General features: G+C 59.5%; 17 protein-coding genes. 8 read left to right on the plus strand and 9 right to left on the minus strand.

Annotated elements, in window-relative coordinates:
* Nucleotides 1-47 precede the first annotated feature (47 nt).
* The 6 genes from HWX34_RS01145 (at nt 48) to HWX34_RS01170 (ending at nt 7,335) form a co-directional block, all read left to right on the plus strand.
* Nucleotides 48-1,832 (plus strand): ABC transporter ATP-binding protein/permease, encoded by a 1,785-nt coding sequence (locus HWX34_RS01145; protein WP_178970608.1) that lies wholly within the window; start codon nt 48-50, stop codon nt 1,830-1,832.
* A gap of 251 nt (nt 1,833-2,083) precedes the next feature.
* Nucleotides 2,084-3,703, plus strand: coding sequence for a methyl-accepting chemotaxis protein (locus HWX34_RS01150; RefSeq protein WP_178970609.1), 1,620 nt, complete (start codon nt 2,084-2,086; stop codon nt 3,701-3,703).
* Nucleotides 3,704-4,061: 358 nt separating this feature from the next.
* The gene (locus HWX34_RS01155) at nt 4,062-5,168 is read left to right on the plus strand and encodes a PfkB family carbohydrate kinase (protein ID WP_178970610.1); all 1,107 of its coding nucleotides are present in this window, start codon (nt 4,062-4,064) and stop codon (nt 5,166-5,168) included.
* Nucleotides 5,165-6,091, plus strand: a complete 927-nt coding sequence (locus HWX34_RS01160) for a pseudouridine-5'-phosphate glycosidase (RefSeq protein ID WP_178970611.1) — start codon at nt 5,165-5,167, stop codon at nt 6,089-6,091. Before HWX34_RS01155 ends, HWX34_RS01160 begins: the two co-directional genes overlap by 4 nt.
* A 79-nt stretch (nt 6,092-6,170) precedes the next feature.
* On the plus strand, nt 6,171-6,836 hold the full coding sequence (locus HWX34_RS01165) for an HD domain-containing protein (protein WP_178970612.1): 666 nt from the start codon (nt 6,171-6,173) through the stop codon (nt 6,834-6,836).
* Between the two features lie 82 nt (nt 6,837-6,918).
* Nucleotides 6,919-7,335 carry a VOC family protein gene (locus HWX34_RS01170; RefSeq protein ID WP_178970613.1) on the plus strand — a complete coding sequence of 139 codons (417 nt, stop codon included), beginning with the start codon at nt 6,919-6,921 and terminating at the stop codon, nt 7,333-7,335.
* 148 nt (nt 7,336-7,483) lie between these two features.
* Here the strand turns inward: HWX34_RS01170 and HWX34_RS01175 are convergent, their stop codons facing one another.
* The 5 genes from HWX34_RS01175 to HWX34_RS01195 form a co-directional block, all read right to left on the minus strand.
* The gene (locus HWX34_RS01175; protein WP_178970614.1) at nt 7,484-8,293 is read right to left on the minus strand and encodes a MetQ/NlpA family ABC transporter substrate-binding protein; all 810 of its coding nucleotides are present in this window, start codon (nt 8,291-8,293) and stop codon (nt 7,484-7,486) included.
* A gap of 107 nt (nt 8,294-8,400) precedes the next feature.
* The gene (locus tag HWX34_RS01180; RefSeq protein WP_045847186.1) at nt 8,401-9,087 is read right to left on the minus strand and encodes a methionine ABC transporter permease; all 687 of its coding nucleotides are present in this window, start codon (nt 9,085-9,087) and stop codon (nt 8,401-8,403) included.
* Nucleotides 9,087-9,824 (minus strand): methionine ABC transporter ATP-binding protein, encoded by a 738-nt coding sequence (locus tag HWX34_RS01185; RefSeq protein ID WP_178970615.1) that lies wholly within the window; start codon nt 9,822-9,824, stop codon nt 9,087-9,089. The genes HWX34_RS01180 and HWX34_RS01185 overlap by 1 nt, the downstream gene beginning before the upstream one ends.
* A 339-nt stretch (nt 9,825-10,163) precedes the next feature.
* Nucleotides 10,164-10,910: an endonuclease/exonuclease/phosphatase family protein gene (locus HWX34_RS01190; protein WP_178970616.1), complete on the minus strand. Its 747-nt coding sequence runs from the start codon at nt 10,908-10,910 to the stop codon at nt 10,164-10,166.
* A gap of 135 nt (nt 10,911-11,045) precedes the next feature.
* The gene (locus tag HWX34_RS01195; protein ID WP_062789713.1) at nt 11,046-11,333 is read right to left on the minus strand and encodes a metal/formaldehyde-sensitive transcriptional repressor; all 288 of its coding nucleotides are present in this window, start codon (nt 11,331-11,333) and stop codon (nt 11,046-11,048) included.
* Between the two features lie 74 nt (nt 11,334-11,407).
* Here HWX34_RS01195 and HWX34_RS21470 point away from each other — a divergent pair, with 74 nt between their 5' ends.
* Nucleotides 11,408-12,580 (plus strand): sulfite exporter TauE/SafE family protein, encoded by a 1,173-nt coding sequence (locus HWX34_RS21470; RefSeq protein ID WP_178970617.1) that lies wholly within the window; start codon nt 11,408-11,410, stop codon nt 12,578-12,580.
* 1 nt (nt 12,581) lies between these two features.
* Here the strand turns inward: HWX34_RS21470 and HWX34_RS01205 are convergent, their stop codons facing one another.
* On the minus strand, nt 12,582-13,184 hold the full coding sequence (locus HWX34_RS01205; protein WP_178970618.1) for a phosphatase PAP2 family protein: 603 nt from the start codon (nt 13,182-13,184) through the stop codon (nt 12,582-12,584).
* Nucleotides 13,185-13,324: 140 nt separating this feature from the next.
* Between HWX34_RS01205 and chrA the strand changes: the two genes are divergently transcribed.
* Nucleotides 13,325-14,662 (plus strand): chromate efflux transporter, encoded by a 1,338-nt coding sequence (chrA, locus tag HWX34_RS01210; protein ID WP_178970619.1) that lies wholly within the window; start codon nt 13,325-13,327, stop codon nt 14,660-14,662.
* On the opposite strand, the gene nudB is transcribed toward chrA, so the two are convergent.
* From nudB to HWX34_RS01225, 3 genes are read right to left on the minus strand one after another with little or no spacing between them, the layout of a single operon-like run.
* Nucleotides 14,659-15,111, minus strand: a complete 453-nt coding sequence (gene nudB, locus HWX34_RS01215; RefSeq protein ID WP_178970620.1) for a dihydroneopterin triphosphate diphosphatase — start codon at nt 15,109-15,111, stop codon at nt 14,659-14,661. The genes chrA and nudB overlap by 4 nt on opposite strands.
* The gene (locus HWX34_RS01220) at nt 15,101-15,736 is read right to left on the minus strand and encodes a response regulator transcription factor (protein ID WP_178970621.1); all 636 of its coding nucleotides are present in this window, start codon (nt 15,734-15,736) and stop codon (nt 15,101-15,103) included. The genes nudB and HWX34_RS01220 overlap by 11 nt, the downstream gene beginning before the upstream one ends.
* Nucleotides 15,733-17,040 (minus strand): mechanosensitive ion channel family protein, encoded by a 1,308-nt coding sequence (locus HWX34_RS01225; protein ID WP_178970622.1) that lies wholly within the window; start codon nt 17,038-17,040, stop codon nt 15,733-15,735. The genes HWX34_RS01220 and HWX34_RS01225 overlap by 4 nt, the downstream gene beginning before the upstream one ends.
* Nucleotides 17,041-17,049 lie beyond the last annotated feature (9 nt).

Genomic DNA, 17,049 nt, shown 5'->3' on the forward strand with positions numbered 1-17,049 from the left:
TGCGCTGTGCCGGCACACGGCATGTCTGATTGCATCAAAGGGGAAACATGGACTGGAATCAGGAACTGGGCAGCAGCCTGGTGTGGGTAGCCAAAGCCTATGGCATTACCTGCCTGCTGTTTGTCATTGCAGTCTGGAGCCTGACCCGGCTGACCAGCTGGGGCCGGCAATTCTGGCACCTCAGTGGCGGCTATTTCAGCCTGCGGCGTAGCGCCAAGCCACTGTTGGCCATTGCGCTGATTCTGCTTCTGACTCTAGCCGGTGTGCGGCTGGACGTGGTGCTATCCAACTGGAGTAACGGTCTATACAACTCGCTGCAGCAACTGAATGAAAGCCTGTTCTGGAGTTTTGTCCGCATCTTCTGCATCCTGGCCAGCCTGCATGTGCTGCGCAGCCTGTTCAGTTTTTACGTCAACCAGAGCTTTTCCATCCACTGGCGAGCCTGGCTGAACGAACAACTGCTACAAAGGTTGTTGAATCAGCAAGCCTTTTACCGCCTGCAATACCTGCCGCAGCATAGCGACAACCCCGACCAGCGTATCCAGCAGGATGTCAGCAGCTTTGTCGACAGCTCGCTCGGCCTGTCAATGGGCGTGGTCAGATCACTGGTTTCCACCCTGGCCTACACGCTGATCCTGTGGAATTTGTCCGGTCCCTTGCAGTTGCTGGGGGTGGAAATACCACGCGCCATGGTGTTTGCCGTGTTTGTCTACGTGCTGATTGCCACGGTACTGGCGGTGAAGATAGGCCGCCCCTTGGTGCGCTTGAACTTCCTGAACGAGCAATACAACGCCAACTATCGTTACCTGCTGGTGCGCTTGCTGGAATACGCAGAGAGCATTGCATTCTATGCCGGTGAAAAAGTGGAAGGCATGCTGCTGCGCAGCCGCTTTGGCCAGATCATCCACAACAACTGGCGCATCGTGTTCCGGTCGCTGAAATTCCAGGGCTTCAACCTGATTGTCAGCCAGACCGCGGTAGTGTTTCCGCTCATCGTGCAGGCCCATCGCTTTTTCACCAAGCAGATTACCCTGGGCGACCTGATGCAAACCTCACAGGCCTTTGGCACACTGCACGACAATCTGTCCTTCTTCCGTAATGCCTACGACGACTTTGCCGGTTATCGCGCGGTGCTCAACCGTCTGTCCGGCTATTGCGACTCCATGCGGGAAGCGGCCAGCCTGCCACGTCCGGCCATCAGCCATCAGGGCAAACGGCTGGCACTGCAAGCCTTCAGCCTGCACAGCCCGGCTGGCGACTGCCTGCTGGACAATGTCTCGTTGGAGATTCCGGCAGGCAGTGCGCTGCTGATTCGCGGTCGTTCCGGCTCCGGCAAAACCACGCTGCTGCGTAGCCTGGCCGGCTTGTGGCCCTACAGCAAGGGGCAAATCACCCTGCCGGCAAGCGGTGTGATGTTCCTGTCGCAAAAGCCTTACCTGCCGGGCGGTAGCCTGCGTGATGCGCTGTACTACCCGGCCACACCACCACAAGGCAATAGTGCAGAGCTGGAACAAGCACTTCACACCATCCAGCTGGGCCATCTGCTGGGCAAGCTGGATGAAGAGCGCGACTGGAGCCACAGCTTGTCGCTGGGCGAACAGCAGCGTCTGGCCTTTGGGCGTTTGTTACTGAACAAACCGGATATTGCGTTTTTGGATGAGGCCAGTTCAGCGCTGGACGAGGGGCTGGAAGATGCCATGTACCGGCTGTTGCGCGAGCAGTTGCCTGCCACCACGCTGGTGAGCGTCGGCCATCGCAGCAGCCTGCTGCAATACCATCAGCAGCAATTGCAGATTCTGGGCCAGGGCCGCTGGGAGATACTGACAGCATAAATCCACCCGTCTTCAGCTACACGACCGCACGGTGCAAGCCGCTGCGGTCTTTTTTTGCCTGTTTTTCCGGAATTTCTACTGGTATCAAAAGCAGATATTTGGGCTTTTTAAACCATAACTACATAATCATAAAAAAATTAAAAACTTTTCTGCAAACGTCATGACGAGCTGCTATAGGTACATTTACGTAGCACGGTTACATATGCCAATGACGAATAACAACAAGATCAACACTTGCAAGGAAAACACTCATGACCATCATCCGCCGCCTTATCCTCACCCTTGCCATTGCCCTGCTCGCCCTCTTGCTGGTGGGTGGCTTTGGTGCTTATCAACAAAAACAGGCCAGCAAGCGCTTTGAAGACACTGTCTCCAATCTGGCTCCCAGCGTGCGTGATCTCAACGGCATGGTGTATGCCTTTATGGATATTCGCGGCGCGGTAACCAAACATTCTGTCTCCCACACACCAGGTGAAAAGGCAGCGGCAGAAGCGATGTCCGGTGAGGCGGACAAAAAGCTGGAGGATCTGTTCAATGACTACGAAAAGAACCTGATTTCAGATGATCAGGACCGCCAACTATTGCAGGATGACAGAGTTAAGTTGGCAGCTTACCGTGCAGAACGCAGCAAATTCTTTGAATTATCTCGAAGTGGCAAACAGGATCTGGCCGACGCCATGTTGCGTGATGGCTCACTGAACACAACCAGCACGGCTTTTCGCAAAGCCTTGAACGACCACACCGAATACAACCTTAAACTGGCTTTCGATACATTGGAAACCAACAAGGCCGCCTATAACAGCGCCTTGCTGCAAACCGCTGGCGTGATCGGCGCTGTCTTGCTACTGGTACTGTTCATGGGCTTCACCCTGTTCCGTACCATCAGCCGGGGCCTGTCTTCTATCCAGCAGACCATGCAACAGGTCAGCCAGTCGCTGGATTTCACCCAGCGCGCCCCGGTCATCAGCCAGGATGAAATCGGCCATACCGCCACGGCCTTCAATAATCTGCTGGCCGGCTTGCAGACCAATCTGAAATCCATTCTGGAAGGAGCCCGCTCGGTAGCGGCTGCCTCGGAAGACCTGTCGCAAACTGCCACACAAGTTGCCGCAGCCGCCGATGCGCAGTCTTCGTCTTCTGCCAATATGGCCGCAACCATCGAACAAATGACCGTCAGCGTGAATCACGTGGCCACCCGTGCCGAAGAATCGCGCGATCTGGCACACAGCGCAGGCACGTTGGCACACCAGGGCTCCACCACCATCAGCCAGACCATTCACGACATCCGCGACATTTCCAGTGCAGTGGACAACGCAGCTGGCAGCATCCGCGAACTGGACACCTACAGCGCCCAGGTAGACACCGTGGTGGGGGTGATCAAGGACATTGCCGACCAGACCAATCTGCTGGCACTCAATGCCGCCATTGAAGCTGCACGGGCAGGCGAAATGGGACGTGGCTTTGCTGTGGTGGCCGACGAAGTGCGCAAGCTGGCGGAACGCACCAGCAGCTCTACCCAGGAAATATCTTCCACCATCAATGCCATGCGCGACCGATCGCGCCAGGCCACCGAGCAGATGCATGCCGCCGAAGAACTGGTACGCAACGGCGTAAGCCGTGCCGACCATGCCGACCACGCCATCAAGCAGATTGGCGATGCCACCGGCAATACCGTGCACATGGTCACCGAGATCTCCGATGCCATCAAGGAACAGGGCAAGGCCACCAACAATATTGCGGTACAGGTAGAACAGATTGCCCAAATGACGGAAGAAGCCTCATCAGCAGCACAGGAAGCCGCCAGCAGTGCCCGCCATCTGGACGAACTGGCCCGTCATCAGATCAGTACCTTGCAACTGTACCGCCTATAAAACACCTTCCTTGCAGTCGTGGCCGCCAATGTTACGCTGGCGGCATTTTTTTTGCAGTTGGCCAACAGAACAAAAAAGAAACCCGCCCGGATGCCGGACGGGTGATTCACCGTAAGGGTGAAAGTCTGCCCGAGCCAGTCGCAGCCAGGGCAGTAAGGTATTTATAGCCCTAACAAGCACGAACAAAAAGCCTGTCACACCGTCGTACAGCTTGCACTGCCAGCGTCGTCGCGCCTTGCCCCAGAAACACGCCCTTGCTGTCAGCGGCACTGAGCGCGGCGGCCTGCCCTCTATACTTGACCAGAAGCTGGCCTGGCCATTAATATAAACAAATGTTTTACAAACAAACATAAGTTTAATGACCGAACGCGAACTGGAAATCCTGCAATGGCTGCGCCAGAACCCGCTGATTCCGCAGCAGGAACTGGCAGACCAGCTAGGTATCAGCCGCTCAGCCGTGGCTGGCCACATCATGAAGCTGATGCAAAAAGGCCAGATTCTGGGCAAAGGCTATATCCTGGCCGACAGCCCTTATGTGGTGGCACTGGGCGGCGCCAATATGGATATTCGTGGCTGTACCACGGCCACGCTACGCCAGGGTGACTCCAACCCGGGCAAGGTCAGCTGCTCTGCCGGTGGCGTGGCGCGCAATATCGCGGAAAACCTGGCCCGACTGGGCGCGGATTGCCGGCTGATCAGCGCCGTGGGGGATGACCTCTATGGCCGTGCGCTGCTGGAAACCACGCAACGCGCCGGGGTTGATGTCCGCCACGTCCTGCTGCTGCCGGACGCAGCTACATCCACTTACTTGTCGATACACGGCCCGGATGGCGACATGGCCATTGCCATCAATGACATGGATATCCTGAACCGGCTGGATGCCACCCGCCTGGCACCACAGCGCGAACTCCTGCGCCACGCCGGGCTGATTGTGGCCGATGCCAATCTCTCGGCCGATGCCCTGGCCTGGCTGTTTGCCGAAGCCGGCGACACCCCGGTGTTCATGGACACCGTGTCCGCCTTCAAGGCCGACCGTCTGCGCCCCTGGCTGGGCCGCATCCACACCCTCAAACCCAACCGGCTGGAAGCCGCCCGCCTGTCTGGCCTGCCACTGGATACGCCAGACCAGGCCGCTGCCGTCGCCAACTGGTTTCATCAGCAGGGCGTGCAGCAGCTGCTTATCAGCCTGGCGACAGACGGGGTGTTTTACAGCCATCTGGATGGAAGCCATGGCTGGAGCCCAGCCCCTGCCTGCGACATCGTCAACACTACCGGTGCCGGCGATGCCCTGATGGCCGGGCTGGCCTGGGGCGCGCTGCAAGGCATGCCGTTCCACCAGGCCGTCGAGTTGGCCCAGGCTTGCGCCGCCCTTACCCTGAGCTGTGCCGCCACCAACAACCCCACCCTGTCACTGACAGCCGTACTACAGCTGTGTCCCAATTTGCCTTATCCGGAGCAATCATGAGCCAACACCCTTACCTGGACATCCATCCCGAAGTCGCCGCTGCGCTGGCAGCCGGTCAGGCCGTCGTGGCACTGGAATCCACCATCATTTCCCACGGCATGCCCTACCCGCAAAACGTGGCAACGGCATTGCAAGTGGAAGCCGAAGTACGTGCCCATGGCGCGGTACCGGCCACCATCGCTATTATCGATGGCCGCCTGAAAGCAGGCCTCAGTGCCGATGAAATCGAACTCTTGGGCAAGCGTGGCCGGGAAGTGGTCAAGGTCAGCCGCCGCGACCTGCCCTTCATTGTGGCAGGCCGCCAGACCGGTGCCACCACCGTTGCCTCCACCATGATCATCGCCGCCATGGCCGGGATACACGTGTTTGCCACCGGTGGCATTGGTGGCGTGCACCGGGGCGCGGAACGCAGCTTCGACATTTCCGCCGACCTGCAAGAACTGGCCCAGACCCCGGTCACCGTGGTGTGTGCCGGGGCCAAGTCCATTCTGGACCTGGGGCTGACGCTGGAATACCTGGAAACCCACGGTGTGCCGGTCATTGGCTACCAGACTGCCACCCTGCCCGCCTTCTTTACCCGTGAAAGTGCATTCAAGGTGGACTACCGCCTGGACAGCCCGGCCAACATTGCCGCCGCCATGCACGCCAAATGGGCAATGCAGCTGAAAGGCGGCATGGTGGTGACCAACCCGATTCCGCATGAATACGCGATGCCGTCGGACAAGATCGACGCCGCTATCGAACAAGCATTGCAAGAAGCCAGCGATCAGGGCGTCAGCGGCAAGGAGTCCACCCCCTTCCTGCTGGCACGGGTATGCGAGCTGACCGGCGGCAACAGTCTGGCGTCCAACATCCAGTTGGTACTGAACAATGCGCGCCTGGCCGCCGCCATTGCCCGCGACTACTGCCAGCTCAACGCCTGACACCGGCCACGCTGCCAGCATGGTTGACGTGTGCTGGCAGCAGCGGTGTAATCCTCGCCCCACCCTCTGGAATGCCGCCATGTCACCGCTTGACCTCACCCCGCAGCTGCAACACTGGCAACAGCTACTGATCGGCTTATTGCAACAACAAGACCCGGATGCCGACGGTGCCCATGACCTGACCCACTTTCACCGGGTATGGGCAGTGGCACGGCAGATTCTGCCGCATCACCCGCAGGCCGATGCCCTGGTAGTGCTGGCTGCCTGTTATTTGCACGATCTGGTCAATCTGCCAAAAAATCACCCGGACCGGGCACAAGCCTCCAGACAAGCTGCCATCAAGGCCAGCCAGCTGCTGGCGGATGCCGGTTTCCCGGCCGACAAACTGGCTGCCGTGGTCCATGCCATCGAGGCGCACAGTTTTTCCGCCAATATCCCGCCGCAATCCGACGAAGCGCGCATCGTGCAGGACGCAGACCGCATGGACGCGCTGGGTGCCATTGGCCTGGCGCGCATGTTTTACACCTCAGGTCGCATGGGTCGGCAGCTGGCACATCCGGACAATCCATCAGGTGATGGCCGTGTGCTGGATGACCGTGAATACGCGCTCGATCACATCGAAGTGAAGCTGGAAAAACTGCCATCCATGATGCAAACCGAGGCAGGCCGCGCCATGGCGGCCGAGCGGGTGGCGCGCCTGCACGCCTTCCGCCAGCAGTTTATCGAGGAGTGGCTGGCGCGCTGAGGCCGTACTTCACCGGATGGGCAAGCCAGGTGGCTGCGGCGTATGATGGGACAAAAGCTGTCAATAACAGAGGAGATGTCCCATGCACTATCACAACACACGTCTGCTGGAACAGGTCCACGTGGTGGTGGCAGATCTGGCTGCCAGCAAACGCTTTTACCAGGCCGTACTGCATGAACTGGGCCGCACGCTGAGTGCGGAAGGGGCGGACTACTTCCGCGCGGACGAACTGCTGGTAACGGCCGGCAAGCCGGAGCAGCGCAGCCACGTTCACCTGGTATTCCGTGCCGCCGGGCCGCAGTTGCTGCCAGGCTTTGTGGCAGCGGGCCTGGCTGCCGGTGGGCGGCCTGCCCCCAACCTGGTCCTTGGTGATGACAACAATCGCTGCAGCCTGCTGGACCCGGATGGCAATCCGGTCCATGCCCTTGTTGATCAGTCCCCGGTCAGCGACAAGCCCGGCCTGCTGGATCACAAGGCACCTTTCACCGTGTGTGAATAAACCCGGCACGCCTGCAGCCCGCTATCTGACCTGACCATAAAAAAACGGAGGGCATTGCCCTCCGTACAAGTCTTGTAGCCAGGAGTGTTACAAGAAAACCTGTCTGCCCCATCACGATCCGGACGGGGCCTCATGCATGGGTTACGGCTTATTTCCAGCTTTGCGGGAATTTGTAACCGGCATATTTCTGTTTGGCCCAGTTGCTGAAGGCCTTGCTGTTGTACGCAGCAATCACATCGCGTGCCCACGGCTTGCCTGCATCGGCAGCACGCACCACACCCCAGTTGACATAGGCGTAGCTCTTTTCCTGGAACACGGCCTCGGTCAGCTTGATGCCGGAGCTGGTAGCGTAGTTGCCGTTGATGACGGCAAAGTCCACATCATTGCGCGAGCGCGGCAGCTGGGCGGCTTCCAGCTGGACAATTTTCAGCTTCTTCACGTTCTGGGCGATATCACGCTCGGAGGCGGTCAGCGGGTTGATACCCGGCTTGAGCTTGACCCAGCCCAGATCGCTCAACATCACCAGTGCACGGGCAAAATTGGACGGATCGTTCGGCGCGGAAATGGTGCTGCCTTCCTTCACGTCCTTGAGCGACTTCAGCTTGCCCGGATAAATGCCCAGCGGAGCCGTCGGCACCTGGAATACTTCCTTCAGGCTGAGCTTGTGCTCCTTGACGAAGTTGTCCAGGTAAGGCTTGTGCTGGAATACATTCACATCCAGCGCACCTTCCTGCAGCGCCATATTGGGGCGTACATAGTCGGTGAATTCCACCAGCTTCACAGCATAGCCCTGCTTTTCCAGGATGGGCTTGATCGACTGCTTCACCATGTCGCCAAAGTCACCCACAGTGGTGCCAATCACGATTTCCTTTTTGGCAGGGTCGGCCGCCAGTGCCGGACCGGCAATGGCCAGACCCAGACAAGATACGGCCAGTGCCTTGATGACGAATCTACGCATGTGAACTCCTTGCAATGATGGATAAGGGAATACAGCTGGCCTGCCCGTCAGGCAGCACACCAGCCGGTTTGCCGGGCTGACGCTGTCGCCCGGTCTGTAGGATTGATTCAGCGCTTGTCCAGTCGGGCCGCCAGCCGGTTGCCCAGCAGCTGGATGATCTGCACGATCACCACCAGCAACAGCACCATGGCCACCATCACGTCGGTCTGGAAACGGTAGTAGCCATAGCGGATGGCCAGATCGCCAATGCCGCCGCCACCCACCACCCCCGCCACGGCGGAATAACTCAGAAAGCTGATGGTGAGAATGGTCAGGCTGGAAATCAGCCCGGAACGCGCCTCGTTCAGCAGCACCTTGATGATGATTTGCAAGGGGCTGGCCCCCATGGCCTCGGCCGCCTCCACCACGCCGCGCGGAATCTCGCGCAAGGTTTGCTCCACCAGCCGGGCAAAATACGGAATGGCAGCAAAAGACAGCGGCACGGCAGCCGCCACCGGGCCGATGGTACTGCCTACCAGCAGTCGGGTCAGCGGCACCAGCGACACCATCAGGATGATGAAGGGGAAGGAGCGCACCAGGTTCACCGTCCAGCCCAGTACACCATTGACCAGACGGTTGGCAAACAGCTGGCCCGGCTGCGACAGATACAGCCAGATACCCAAGGGGCCGCCCAGCAGAATGGCGGCAGCCAGTCCCACGCCCAGCATCAGGCCGGTTTCCTGACAGGCCTGCCAGATTTCCGGGGCCATGCCGGCCAGGTCGGCCAATGCCGCAGCAAAAGTCATTTCTTCCATCACGCGGCCTCCAGCAAAGAACGGGCGAGGTCTGAACGGGCATCCACCGTGCCATCGCTCACCTCCACCACTTCCACCACCTGGCCGGCGTCCAGCACGGCCGCGCGGTGGCAGATGGAACGCACCACATGCATTTCGTGGGTGACAATCACCACGGTCACGCCAAAGCGCTGATTGATGTCGCGCAGGCAGTCTAGAATGGACTGGGTGGTTTTCGGGTCCAGTGCCGAAGTGGGTTCATCTGCCAGAATCACCTTGGGGCGTGGAGCCAGTGCGCGGGCAATGCCTACCCGCTGCTTTTGTCCGCCAGATAGTTGCGCCGGATAGTGCTGGGCACGGTCGCTGAGGCCGACTACTTCCAGGCATTCGGCAACGCGCTGGGCAATATCCCCCCTGGACCAGCCGGCAATTTCCAGCGGAAAGGCGATGTTGTCGGCCACGGTACGGTTGGCCATCAGGTTGAATTGCTGGAACACCATGCCCAGATGCTGGCGGGCACGCCGCAAAGCAGGCGCGTTCATGGCGGTAAGGTCCTGTCCGTCCACAATCACCGCGCCGCTGTCCGGGCGCTCCAGCAGATTGATCAAGCGCAGCAGGGTGGATTTGCCGGCACCGGAAAAACCGATCAGGCCGAACACTTCTCCAGCGGTAATCGAGAGCGAGGTATCTTGCACGGCGTCGAACCAGCCGCCATCTGGGCGGCGAAAACGCTTGCGGATGTTTTGCAGATGAATCATTCAAATACTCCGGAATGCATAAAGCCCGCCGATGACGCTGGCGGGCTTTATGCATGGAATCTTTGAATGCTGAAAAGATTATATAAGCAGAAACTGAAGTAATACGGGGTCTGCTTACCCACGCTTTAGCTGTTTTACGCCCGCAAGCTGTGTCAAATCGGCGATTAATTTTGGGTATTGAACATCAATTTTCGCTTTACGTCAAGCGCAGTGCAGTATTCCTGCCCGAAAAGCGCAAGCTTTGCAGTAAAACGGAAATTTTGCTGCTGATAAATCAGGATTACGGCATGGTTTTATCAATCGCCAAATACTGATGTTTTATATCGAACATCCGTATTTTCAGGCTGGCAGCAGCGATGCCGTCAGCGGCAAGTGGTCGGACAAGCGCGACCAGGGTGGGCCGCGCAGCACATCGGCACTCAGCACCCGCAGGCCACGTACATAAATACGGTCCAGCGGCAGCACCGGCAGCCGTGCCGGAAAGCTTTGCGCATAATGACCGCGATGGGTGAGAAACACCTCCTGCAAGCCTGCCTGTTGCAGGCGCTCGCTTGCCTCGCCCTGCCAGTCGTTGAAGTCGCCGGCCAGAATGATGGGCGTTTCCGGCGCAATGGCCGCCTCGATGTAATGCAGCAGATCGGTGTATTGCTTGCGCCGGTCGCGGGCCAGCAAATTCAGGTGCGCGCACAGCGCGGCCACCGGCCTGTTCCAGCCACGTGGTAACAGCATGCAATGCAGCAAGCCACGGCTTTCAAAGCGGCTGACCGACAGGTCGCGGTTACACCATTCGATGATGGGATGACGGGTCAGTACCGCATTACCGTGGTGACCATGTTCATAGGCGGCATTCAGGCCGTATACCACCTTGTGATCCAGCCGCCTGGCCAGATAGTGATGCTGGGCCTGCACCGGCCAGCCCTCATGGCGCAGCGAACGCAGCAGGTTCTTGCCTTGTACTTCCTGCAAGAACAGCAAATCCGGCGCCTGCATTTCCAGCGCATGGGCAATTTCGTTGACCCGGACATGGCGGTTCAGCGGAGACATGCCCTTGTGGATGTTGTATGTGGTGATTTTTAGCGGCGTCATGATCTATCCATAGCGCAAGCATGCTCGCTGACGCCAGCCCCTGGCGCAAATAAATGCGTGTTTTCCATCGCGGCAGATGGCCCGCTCCATGCGTGGGCATGCCGGGCAGACTGACGGTGGTCGTACATGCCAGCTTTATTTCAGATAGGAGCGCACCAGACGCATGACCTGGTCGGCTTCCTGCTGCCGTTCCGGGTCGACGTCGGCACCAATGGCGGCGGGGGCCAGCAAATGCTCGCGCAGATGGCCTTCCAGCACCTCGGCCATCAGGCCGTTGACCGCACCGCGTATGGCAGCGATCTGCTGCAATACCGCCATGCATTCCTGCCCTTCTTCCAGTGCCCGCTCGATGGCTGCTGCCTGGCCCTGAATACGACGTACTCTGGCCAGTAGCGGTTTTTTTCCCTTTACGGTGTGTCCCATTGCGATTTTCTTTCTCAAAACATACTGGGGGGTAGTATATTGCGGGCATTCTCATTCTGACACGCATCCGCATCATGCCACCACTCGCCGAACTGATACAGCAAGGTTCCGCCAACCTCTGGCTGTTCATTCCATCCGCCATCCTGCTGGGTGCCCTGCACGGGCTGGAGCCCGGGCATTCCAAAACGCTGATGGCGTCTTTCATCATTGCCATTCGCGGCAGCATTGCCCAGGCCGTGTTACTTGGCCTGTGTGCGGCCCTGTCGCACTCGCTCGTCGTCTGGCTGCTGGCGGCAAGCGCCCTGCATTATGGCAACCAGTTGCTGGTGGAACAGGCCGAGCCCTGGCTGCTGTTGCTCTCCGGCATCATTGTGCTGGGCATTGCCAGCTGGATGGCCTGGCGCACCCGCTTGGACAATCTGGCAGCCCAGGCCTGGCAACGTGCCCCGCACGGCGGCAAGATGATCAATACCGGCCATGGGCTGGTGGAACTGGTGGTGGAGGGCAAGGACAGCGCGGCCCGCTTCCGTCTGTATTGCTATAGCGCACGGCTACGGCCACAAAAACCGGACAGTGAGGTGCAGTACCGGCTACAAGTGCGACGGGATGACGGCCGGCAAGAGGACTATCTCCTGCAAGCTCAAGGAGGCTATCTGCAAGCCGAGCGCAGCATTGCCTTGCCGCACCAGTTTTCCGTCACCTTGCACATGCTGCATGGCAACCATGGTCATCAGTTTGCCCTGCGCTTTGGCCCTCCGGCAGCGCGGCGCTATCACCAGAGCGGCCAGAGCGCCGCAGCGACCGGCAAAGGCAGCATGTTGGCCCGCCCCGCGCGCGCAGCAGTCCAGGCCGAGCCTGCACAGCCTTATCAGGATGCCCACGAAAAAGCCCATGCCGAGGAAATTGCCCGGCGCTTTGCCGGCAAAACAGTCAGCAATGGCCAGATTGCCCTGTTCGGGCTGACAGGCGGCCTGATGCCCTGCCCGGCCTCAGTCACCATCCTGCTGATTTGCCTGCAACTCAAGCGGGTGGCGCTGGGGCTGACCATGGTGGCGTCTTTCAGCATAGGCCTGGCCATTTCACTGGTCAGCGTTGGCGTGGTGGCCGCCTGGGGCGCACGTCGGCTGGGGGAGAAGTTTCATCAGCTGGATGGCGCCATACGACGCCTGCCTTATCTGTCCAGCCTGATGATGGTGGTGATTGCTGCGGTGATGATGCTGCAAGGTGGTTTGCAGCTGGCGGGCTGAATCAGGCCTTGACCCAACCCAGCGCAATCGGCTTGGCCAGCAGGCAACGATAGCTGCGGTTGAGGCCATCGAGCACACGCTGGCCAAAGCGCGGCCAGGCTGCATGCATGGCCAGTGCATAGGGCAGTGACAGCAGCAGGCCGCCCAGAATGTCCAGCGGCCAATGCACACCCAGATAAATGCGTGACAGCCCCACCAGCACGGTCAGCAACAGCAGCAGTTGGCCCAGCCGGGCCTTGCCAGCCAGCCAGAAGGCAAAGGCGGTGGTGGCAAAGATGGTGGTGTGGTCACTGGGAAAGGACGGGTCGGCCGCATGGTCGATGAAACGGTAACCAAGGCCAATGGCAAAGGGGCGCGGGTGATCCCACAGCATGCCGATCAACTGGTTGCCCAGCAGAGCCAGCGCTACGCTGAACAGTACCTTCAAGGCCCGTTCGCGCTGTGTGGTCTCGCCCCACAGCCACATCAGCAGCAGCAACACCGGAATCAGCAAAATCAGGTATTTGGCAAAGAAGATGGCCAGCTTGATCATCAGCCCGGACGAGGCCGGCGTGGCGTTGATGAGCAGGAAACAAGCCTGATTGAAGCTTTCCAATGCAAACATGACAGTATGATGACAATTAACAGAAAAACGGATTGTAACGGTACTGTCGCATGCTGTCCTTGCCTGTTTTGTGACGAAGTATGTCTGACGCATGCAAAATGCTGATAGTTTGCCAACACCACATTGCTCCCAGGAAAGCCATGCCCCCCAACAACAGCACACCGTCACGGCCCGAAGCGGTCTCGCTGCGCGAGGCAAGTACATTCTGGCTGAAACTGGGTTTCATCAGCTTTGGCGGTCCGGCCGGGCAAATTGCCCTGCTGCATCAGGAACTGGTGGAGCGACGCCGCTGGATTTCCGAGCGCCGCTTTTTGCACGCGCTCAATTACTGCATGTTGTTACCCGGCCCGGAGGCCCAGCAACTGGCGACGTATATCGGCTGGCTGCTGCATCGTACGCCTGGCGGCATCGTGGCGGGTGGGCTGTTTGTGCTGCCTTCGCTGCTGATCCTGATTGCCCTGTCCTGGGCCTATCTGGCATTTGGTCAGCTGGGTGTGGTGGCGGGCATGTTCTATGGCATCAAGCCCGCCATTGTCGCCATCGTGCTGCATGCTGCGCTACGCATTGGCCAGCGTGCCTTGAAAAACCGTCTGCTATGGGGCCTGGCGCTGGCTTCCTTTATCGCGCTGGTCGGGTTTGGGCTGCCCTTTCCACTGATTGTGCTGAGTGCAGCCTTGATTGGTGCGCTGGCGGGCAAACGCTACCCGGCGCTGTTTGCCGCCGCAGGCGGCGGACATGGTGTGCCGCATCCATCAGCCGGACCGGCACTGATAGACGATGACACCCCGCCCCCCGCCCATGCCCGCTTCAGCCGTGGCGGGCTGTTGCGTATTGTGCTGGCAGGCAGCCTGCTGTGGTGTGGCCCGATGCTGGTGCTGATCAGCCTGCTCGGCTGGAACCACCCCTTCAGCCAGATGGGCTGGTTCTTCACCAAGGCAGCCTTGCTGACCTTTGGCGGGGCGTATGCGGTGTTGCCCTATGTCTATCAGGGCGCGGTGGTACAGCATGGCTGGCTGAATGCCGGGCAGATGATGGATGGGCTGGCGCTGGGGGAAACCACACCCGGCCCGCTCATCATGGTGGTGGCCTTTGTCGGCTTTGTCGGTGGTTTCCAGCATGCAGGGGGCATGGCACCGGGGCTGGCAGGCGTGTTGGCTGCCAGTCTTGTGACCTGGTTTACCTTCCTGCCGTCTTTCCTGTTTATTCTGGCTGGCGGGCCGTTGATTGAAAGCAGCCATGGCAAGCTGTCACTCACTGCACCACTGACTGCCATCACGGCGGCGGTGGTGGGCGTGATCGCCAACCTGGCCCTGTTCTTTGGCTGGCATGCGCTCTGGCCGCAGGGCTGGCAGGCCGGACCGGACTGGCAGGCCATCCTGCTGGCCGTGGCTGCGGCGCTGGCATTGCAGCGCTACAAGGTGGGAGTGATCAAGGTGATTGCCGCCGCGGCCGTGGCGGGCTGCTTGCTACACAACTAGTCGGCAGGCAAGCCCAGCCGGGCCGGCAACTGGCGGATGGCTGCGGCATTGGAGGGAGAAAACACCAGCTCGGCGGCCTGTTGCCAGGACAGCCATTGCTGGGATACATGCTCTCCCGCAGCCAGCCGCACCTGTTGCGGCGCGTCCAGTTGCAGGCCAAACACGTACTCATCGTTATGTGTCACGCCATCCGGGTAACGATGGCGCCAGTGTGGGTAGATTTCGTAGCGGTTGTGCAGTTGCCAGTCGCTCAACTGATGCTGGTCGGCATCCAGTCCGGTTTCTTCCAGCACCTCGCGCCGCGCGGTCTCCAACAGGGTCTCGCTGCCTTCACGACTGCCAGTCACCGACTGCCAGTAACCGGCCCGGTCGGCACGTTCAATCAGCAAGACTTCACCGGCTTTGGTGTGAATGACCACCAGCACGGAAACCGGTTGCTTAGTGCCCATCGCCACGACTCCCTGCTGCATCGGCCTTGCTGGCTGCCAGCAGGCCAGCCAGCTCCACCGCAGACTTGACGCCCATTTTTTCGAATACGCGGGCGCGGTGTACTTCCACTGTCTTCATGCTGATGGAGAGCTCCTCGGCAATCTGCTTGTTCAGCTTGCCCAAAAGGATAAGCTGCATCACTTCTTTCTCGCGTTCGGTCAGTTGCGCCAGCATGCTGCCCACGCGCTGGCGACGGTCATGGCTGGCGCGGTTGCTTTCATCCTGCAACAGCATTTTTTCCACCCGGGACAGCAAAACTTCGTCATCGAACGGCTTTTCCATGAAGTCCAGCGCGCCCAGCTTGATGGCGGCCACTGCATGCGGTACATCGCCATGGGCGGTGAGCATGATGGCGGGCGGACAGTAATCCAGCCCGGCCAGACGCTCCAGCAGCATGATGCCGGACATGCCGGACATTCGCAGGTCGACAATCAGGCCATTGAAGCCGGTATCCGGGCCGGTGGCCAGGAACTCCTCGGCACTGTCAAAGCCGCTGACCTGATAGCCCTGACCGTCCAGCAGCCAGATCAGCGCCTGCCGTACCGCGGCATCGTCATCCACAATCGCCAGTCGTTTGCCTGTCATCCCTGCTCTCCCTGGCCGGGCAAGGCCGCGGCCACATCGCTGACAATACGGACATCCCGCTGCGGATAGGGAATCTCGATGCCCAGTTCCTTGAAGCGCCGCCAGATGGCCAGATAAATTTCCGAACGCAAGCCCATGAAGCCGTTTTCCGGGTCTATCACCCAGATGCCCAGCTCCAGATTGATACCGCTGTCGGCAAAGGCCGTGACAAAGGCTGCCGGTGCCGGATCGGTTTTCACCCGTGGATGAGCCGCCGACGCACGCAACACAGCCAGTGCCTGGTCCAGATCGGTGCCGTAATCCACCTGGATGGGCAGGCTGATCCACATCGACTTGTCCGAGTAGGACTGGTTGATCACGGTATTGGAAATCAGCGCATCATTCGGCACCAGGGCTTCCGAGCCATCGGCACTTTTCAGTACCACATAGCGCGAAGTGATACGGGTGACATAACCTACCCGGTTGTCCACCATCAGGCGGTCGCCAATACGGATGGAGCGGTCCAACAGAATGATGAAGCCGGATACATAATTGCTGGCAATCTTCTGCAAGCCGAAACCCAGCCCCACACCGACGGCACCGCCGAATACCGACAGTACGGTGAGGTCTATCCCCACCACCGGCAGGGCGATGAGCACCGCCACCACAATCAGCAGGGTGCGGGCCATCTTGGCAAACACGATGCGCAAGGACAAGTCCATGTGCTTGAGCGCCATTACCCGCGCCTCTATTACCCGGCTGACCCACAAGGCCACCACCACGATGATAGACACCCACAGCATGGCATTGAGGATGGTGAGCAGGTCCAACCGCGATTTGCCGACGGAGAAGGAAACCGACTGCAGCCAGTCGAGCATCACATCGTCAAAACCGATGGCCCAGCTGACAAAACCCAGCCACAACACGGTGGCAATGAAGTGTTCGGAGTTACGTTCGAACTTGCCCTGCGGCAGCGCCTGACGCATCACTGCGGTAAACAGCCGTATCACCCCCAGCCAGAACAGCATGGCGGTAAACAAGGGCAGCAGGTGCGGACGGGTGTGCATCACCGCCACCCAGCCCATGATGCACAACAGCATGGACAGCAGCGCCGCCAGCGGCAAGACCAGCCGGAAGGCTGTATAGGGGATGAAACGGTCGTAACGCTCCGGGTGATGCATGAACCAGCGGCGGAAAGTATTGCGTGCGGCGAACACCCCCAGTAACAGGCATAGCACACCCAGCACCAGCTGGGTCAGCCCGGGGCCGGTCTGCAAGGCCTGCAATACCAGGTCAAAATCCATTTCTTCACGCACAAACAGCATTGTTTTCTC

The sequence above is a fragment of the Aquitalea sp. LB_tupeE genome, assembly GCF_013391415.1.
Classification (GTDB): domain Bacteria; phylum Pseudomonadota; class Gammaproteobacteria; order Burkholderiales; family Chromobacteriaceae; genus Aquitalea.

Coding starts and splice junctions, on each gene's coding strand:
- HWX34_RS01220 (WP_178970621.1), bottom strand. CDS start 15,736: ATGACAGGCAAACGACTGGCGATTGTGGATGACGATGCCGCGGTACGG.
- HWX34_RS01145 (WP_178970608.1), top strand. CDS start 48: ATGGACTGGAATCAGGAACTGGGCAGCAGCCTGGTGTGGGTAGCCAAA.
- HWX34_RS01165 (WP_178970612.1), top strand. CDS start 6,171: ATGTCACCGCTTGACCTCACCCCGCAGCTGCAACACTGGCAACAGCTA.
- HWX34_RS01190 (WP_178970616.1), bottom strand. CDS start 10,910: ATGACGCCGCTAAAAATCACCACATACAACATCCACAAGGGCATGTCT.
- HWX34_RS01170 (WP_178970613.1), top strand. CDS start 6,919: ATGCACTATCACAACACACGTCTGCTGGAACAGGTCCACGTGGTGGTG.
- HWX34_RS01225 (WP_178970622.1), bottom strand. CDS start 17,040: ATGCTGTTTGTGCGTGAAGAAATGGATTTTGACCTGGTATTGCAGGCC.
- HWX34_RS21470 (WP_178970617.1), top strand. CDS start 11,408: ATGCCACCACTCGCCGAACTGATACAGCAAGGTTCCGCCAACCTCTGG.
- HWX34_RS01180 (WP_045847186.1), bottom strand. CDS start 9,087: ATGGAAGAAATGACTTTTGCTGCGGCATTGGCCGACCTGGCCGGCATG.
- HWX34_RS01150 (WP_178970609.1), top strand. CDS start 2,084: ATGACCATCATCCGCCGCCTTATCCTCACCCTTGCCATTGCCCTGCTC.
- HWX34_RS01195 (WP_062789713.1), bottom strand. CDS start 11,333: ATGGGACACACCGTAAAGGGAAAAAAACCGCTACTGGCCAGAGTACGT.
- HWX34_RS01185 (WP_178970615.1), bottom strand. CDS start 9,824: ATGATTCATCTGCAAAACATCCGCAAGCGTTTTCGCCGCCCAGATGGC.
- nudB (WP_178970620.1), bottom strand. CDS start 15,111: ATGGGCACTAAGCAACCGGTTTCCGTGCTGGTGGTCATTCACACCAAA.
- HWX34_RS01175 (WP_178970614.1), bottom strand. CDS start 8,293: ATGCGTAGATTCGTCATCAAGGCACTGGCCGTATCTTGTCTGGGTCTG.
- chrA (WP_178970619.1), top strand. CDS start 13,325: ATGCCCCCCAACAACAGCACACCGTCACGGCCCGAAGCGGTCTCGCTG.
- HWX34_RS01205 (WP_178970618.1), bottom strand. CDS start 13,184: ATGTTTGCATTGGAAAGCTTCAATCAGGCTTGTTTCCTGCTCATCAAC.
- HWX34_RS01155 (WP_178970610.1), top strand. CDS start 4,062: ATGACCGAACGCGAACTGGAAATCCTGCAATGGCTGCGCCAGAACCCG.
- HWX34_RS01160 (WP_178970611.1), top strand. CDS start 5,165: ATGAGCCAACACCCTTACCTGGACATCCATCCCGAAGTCGCCGCTGCG.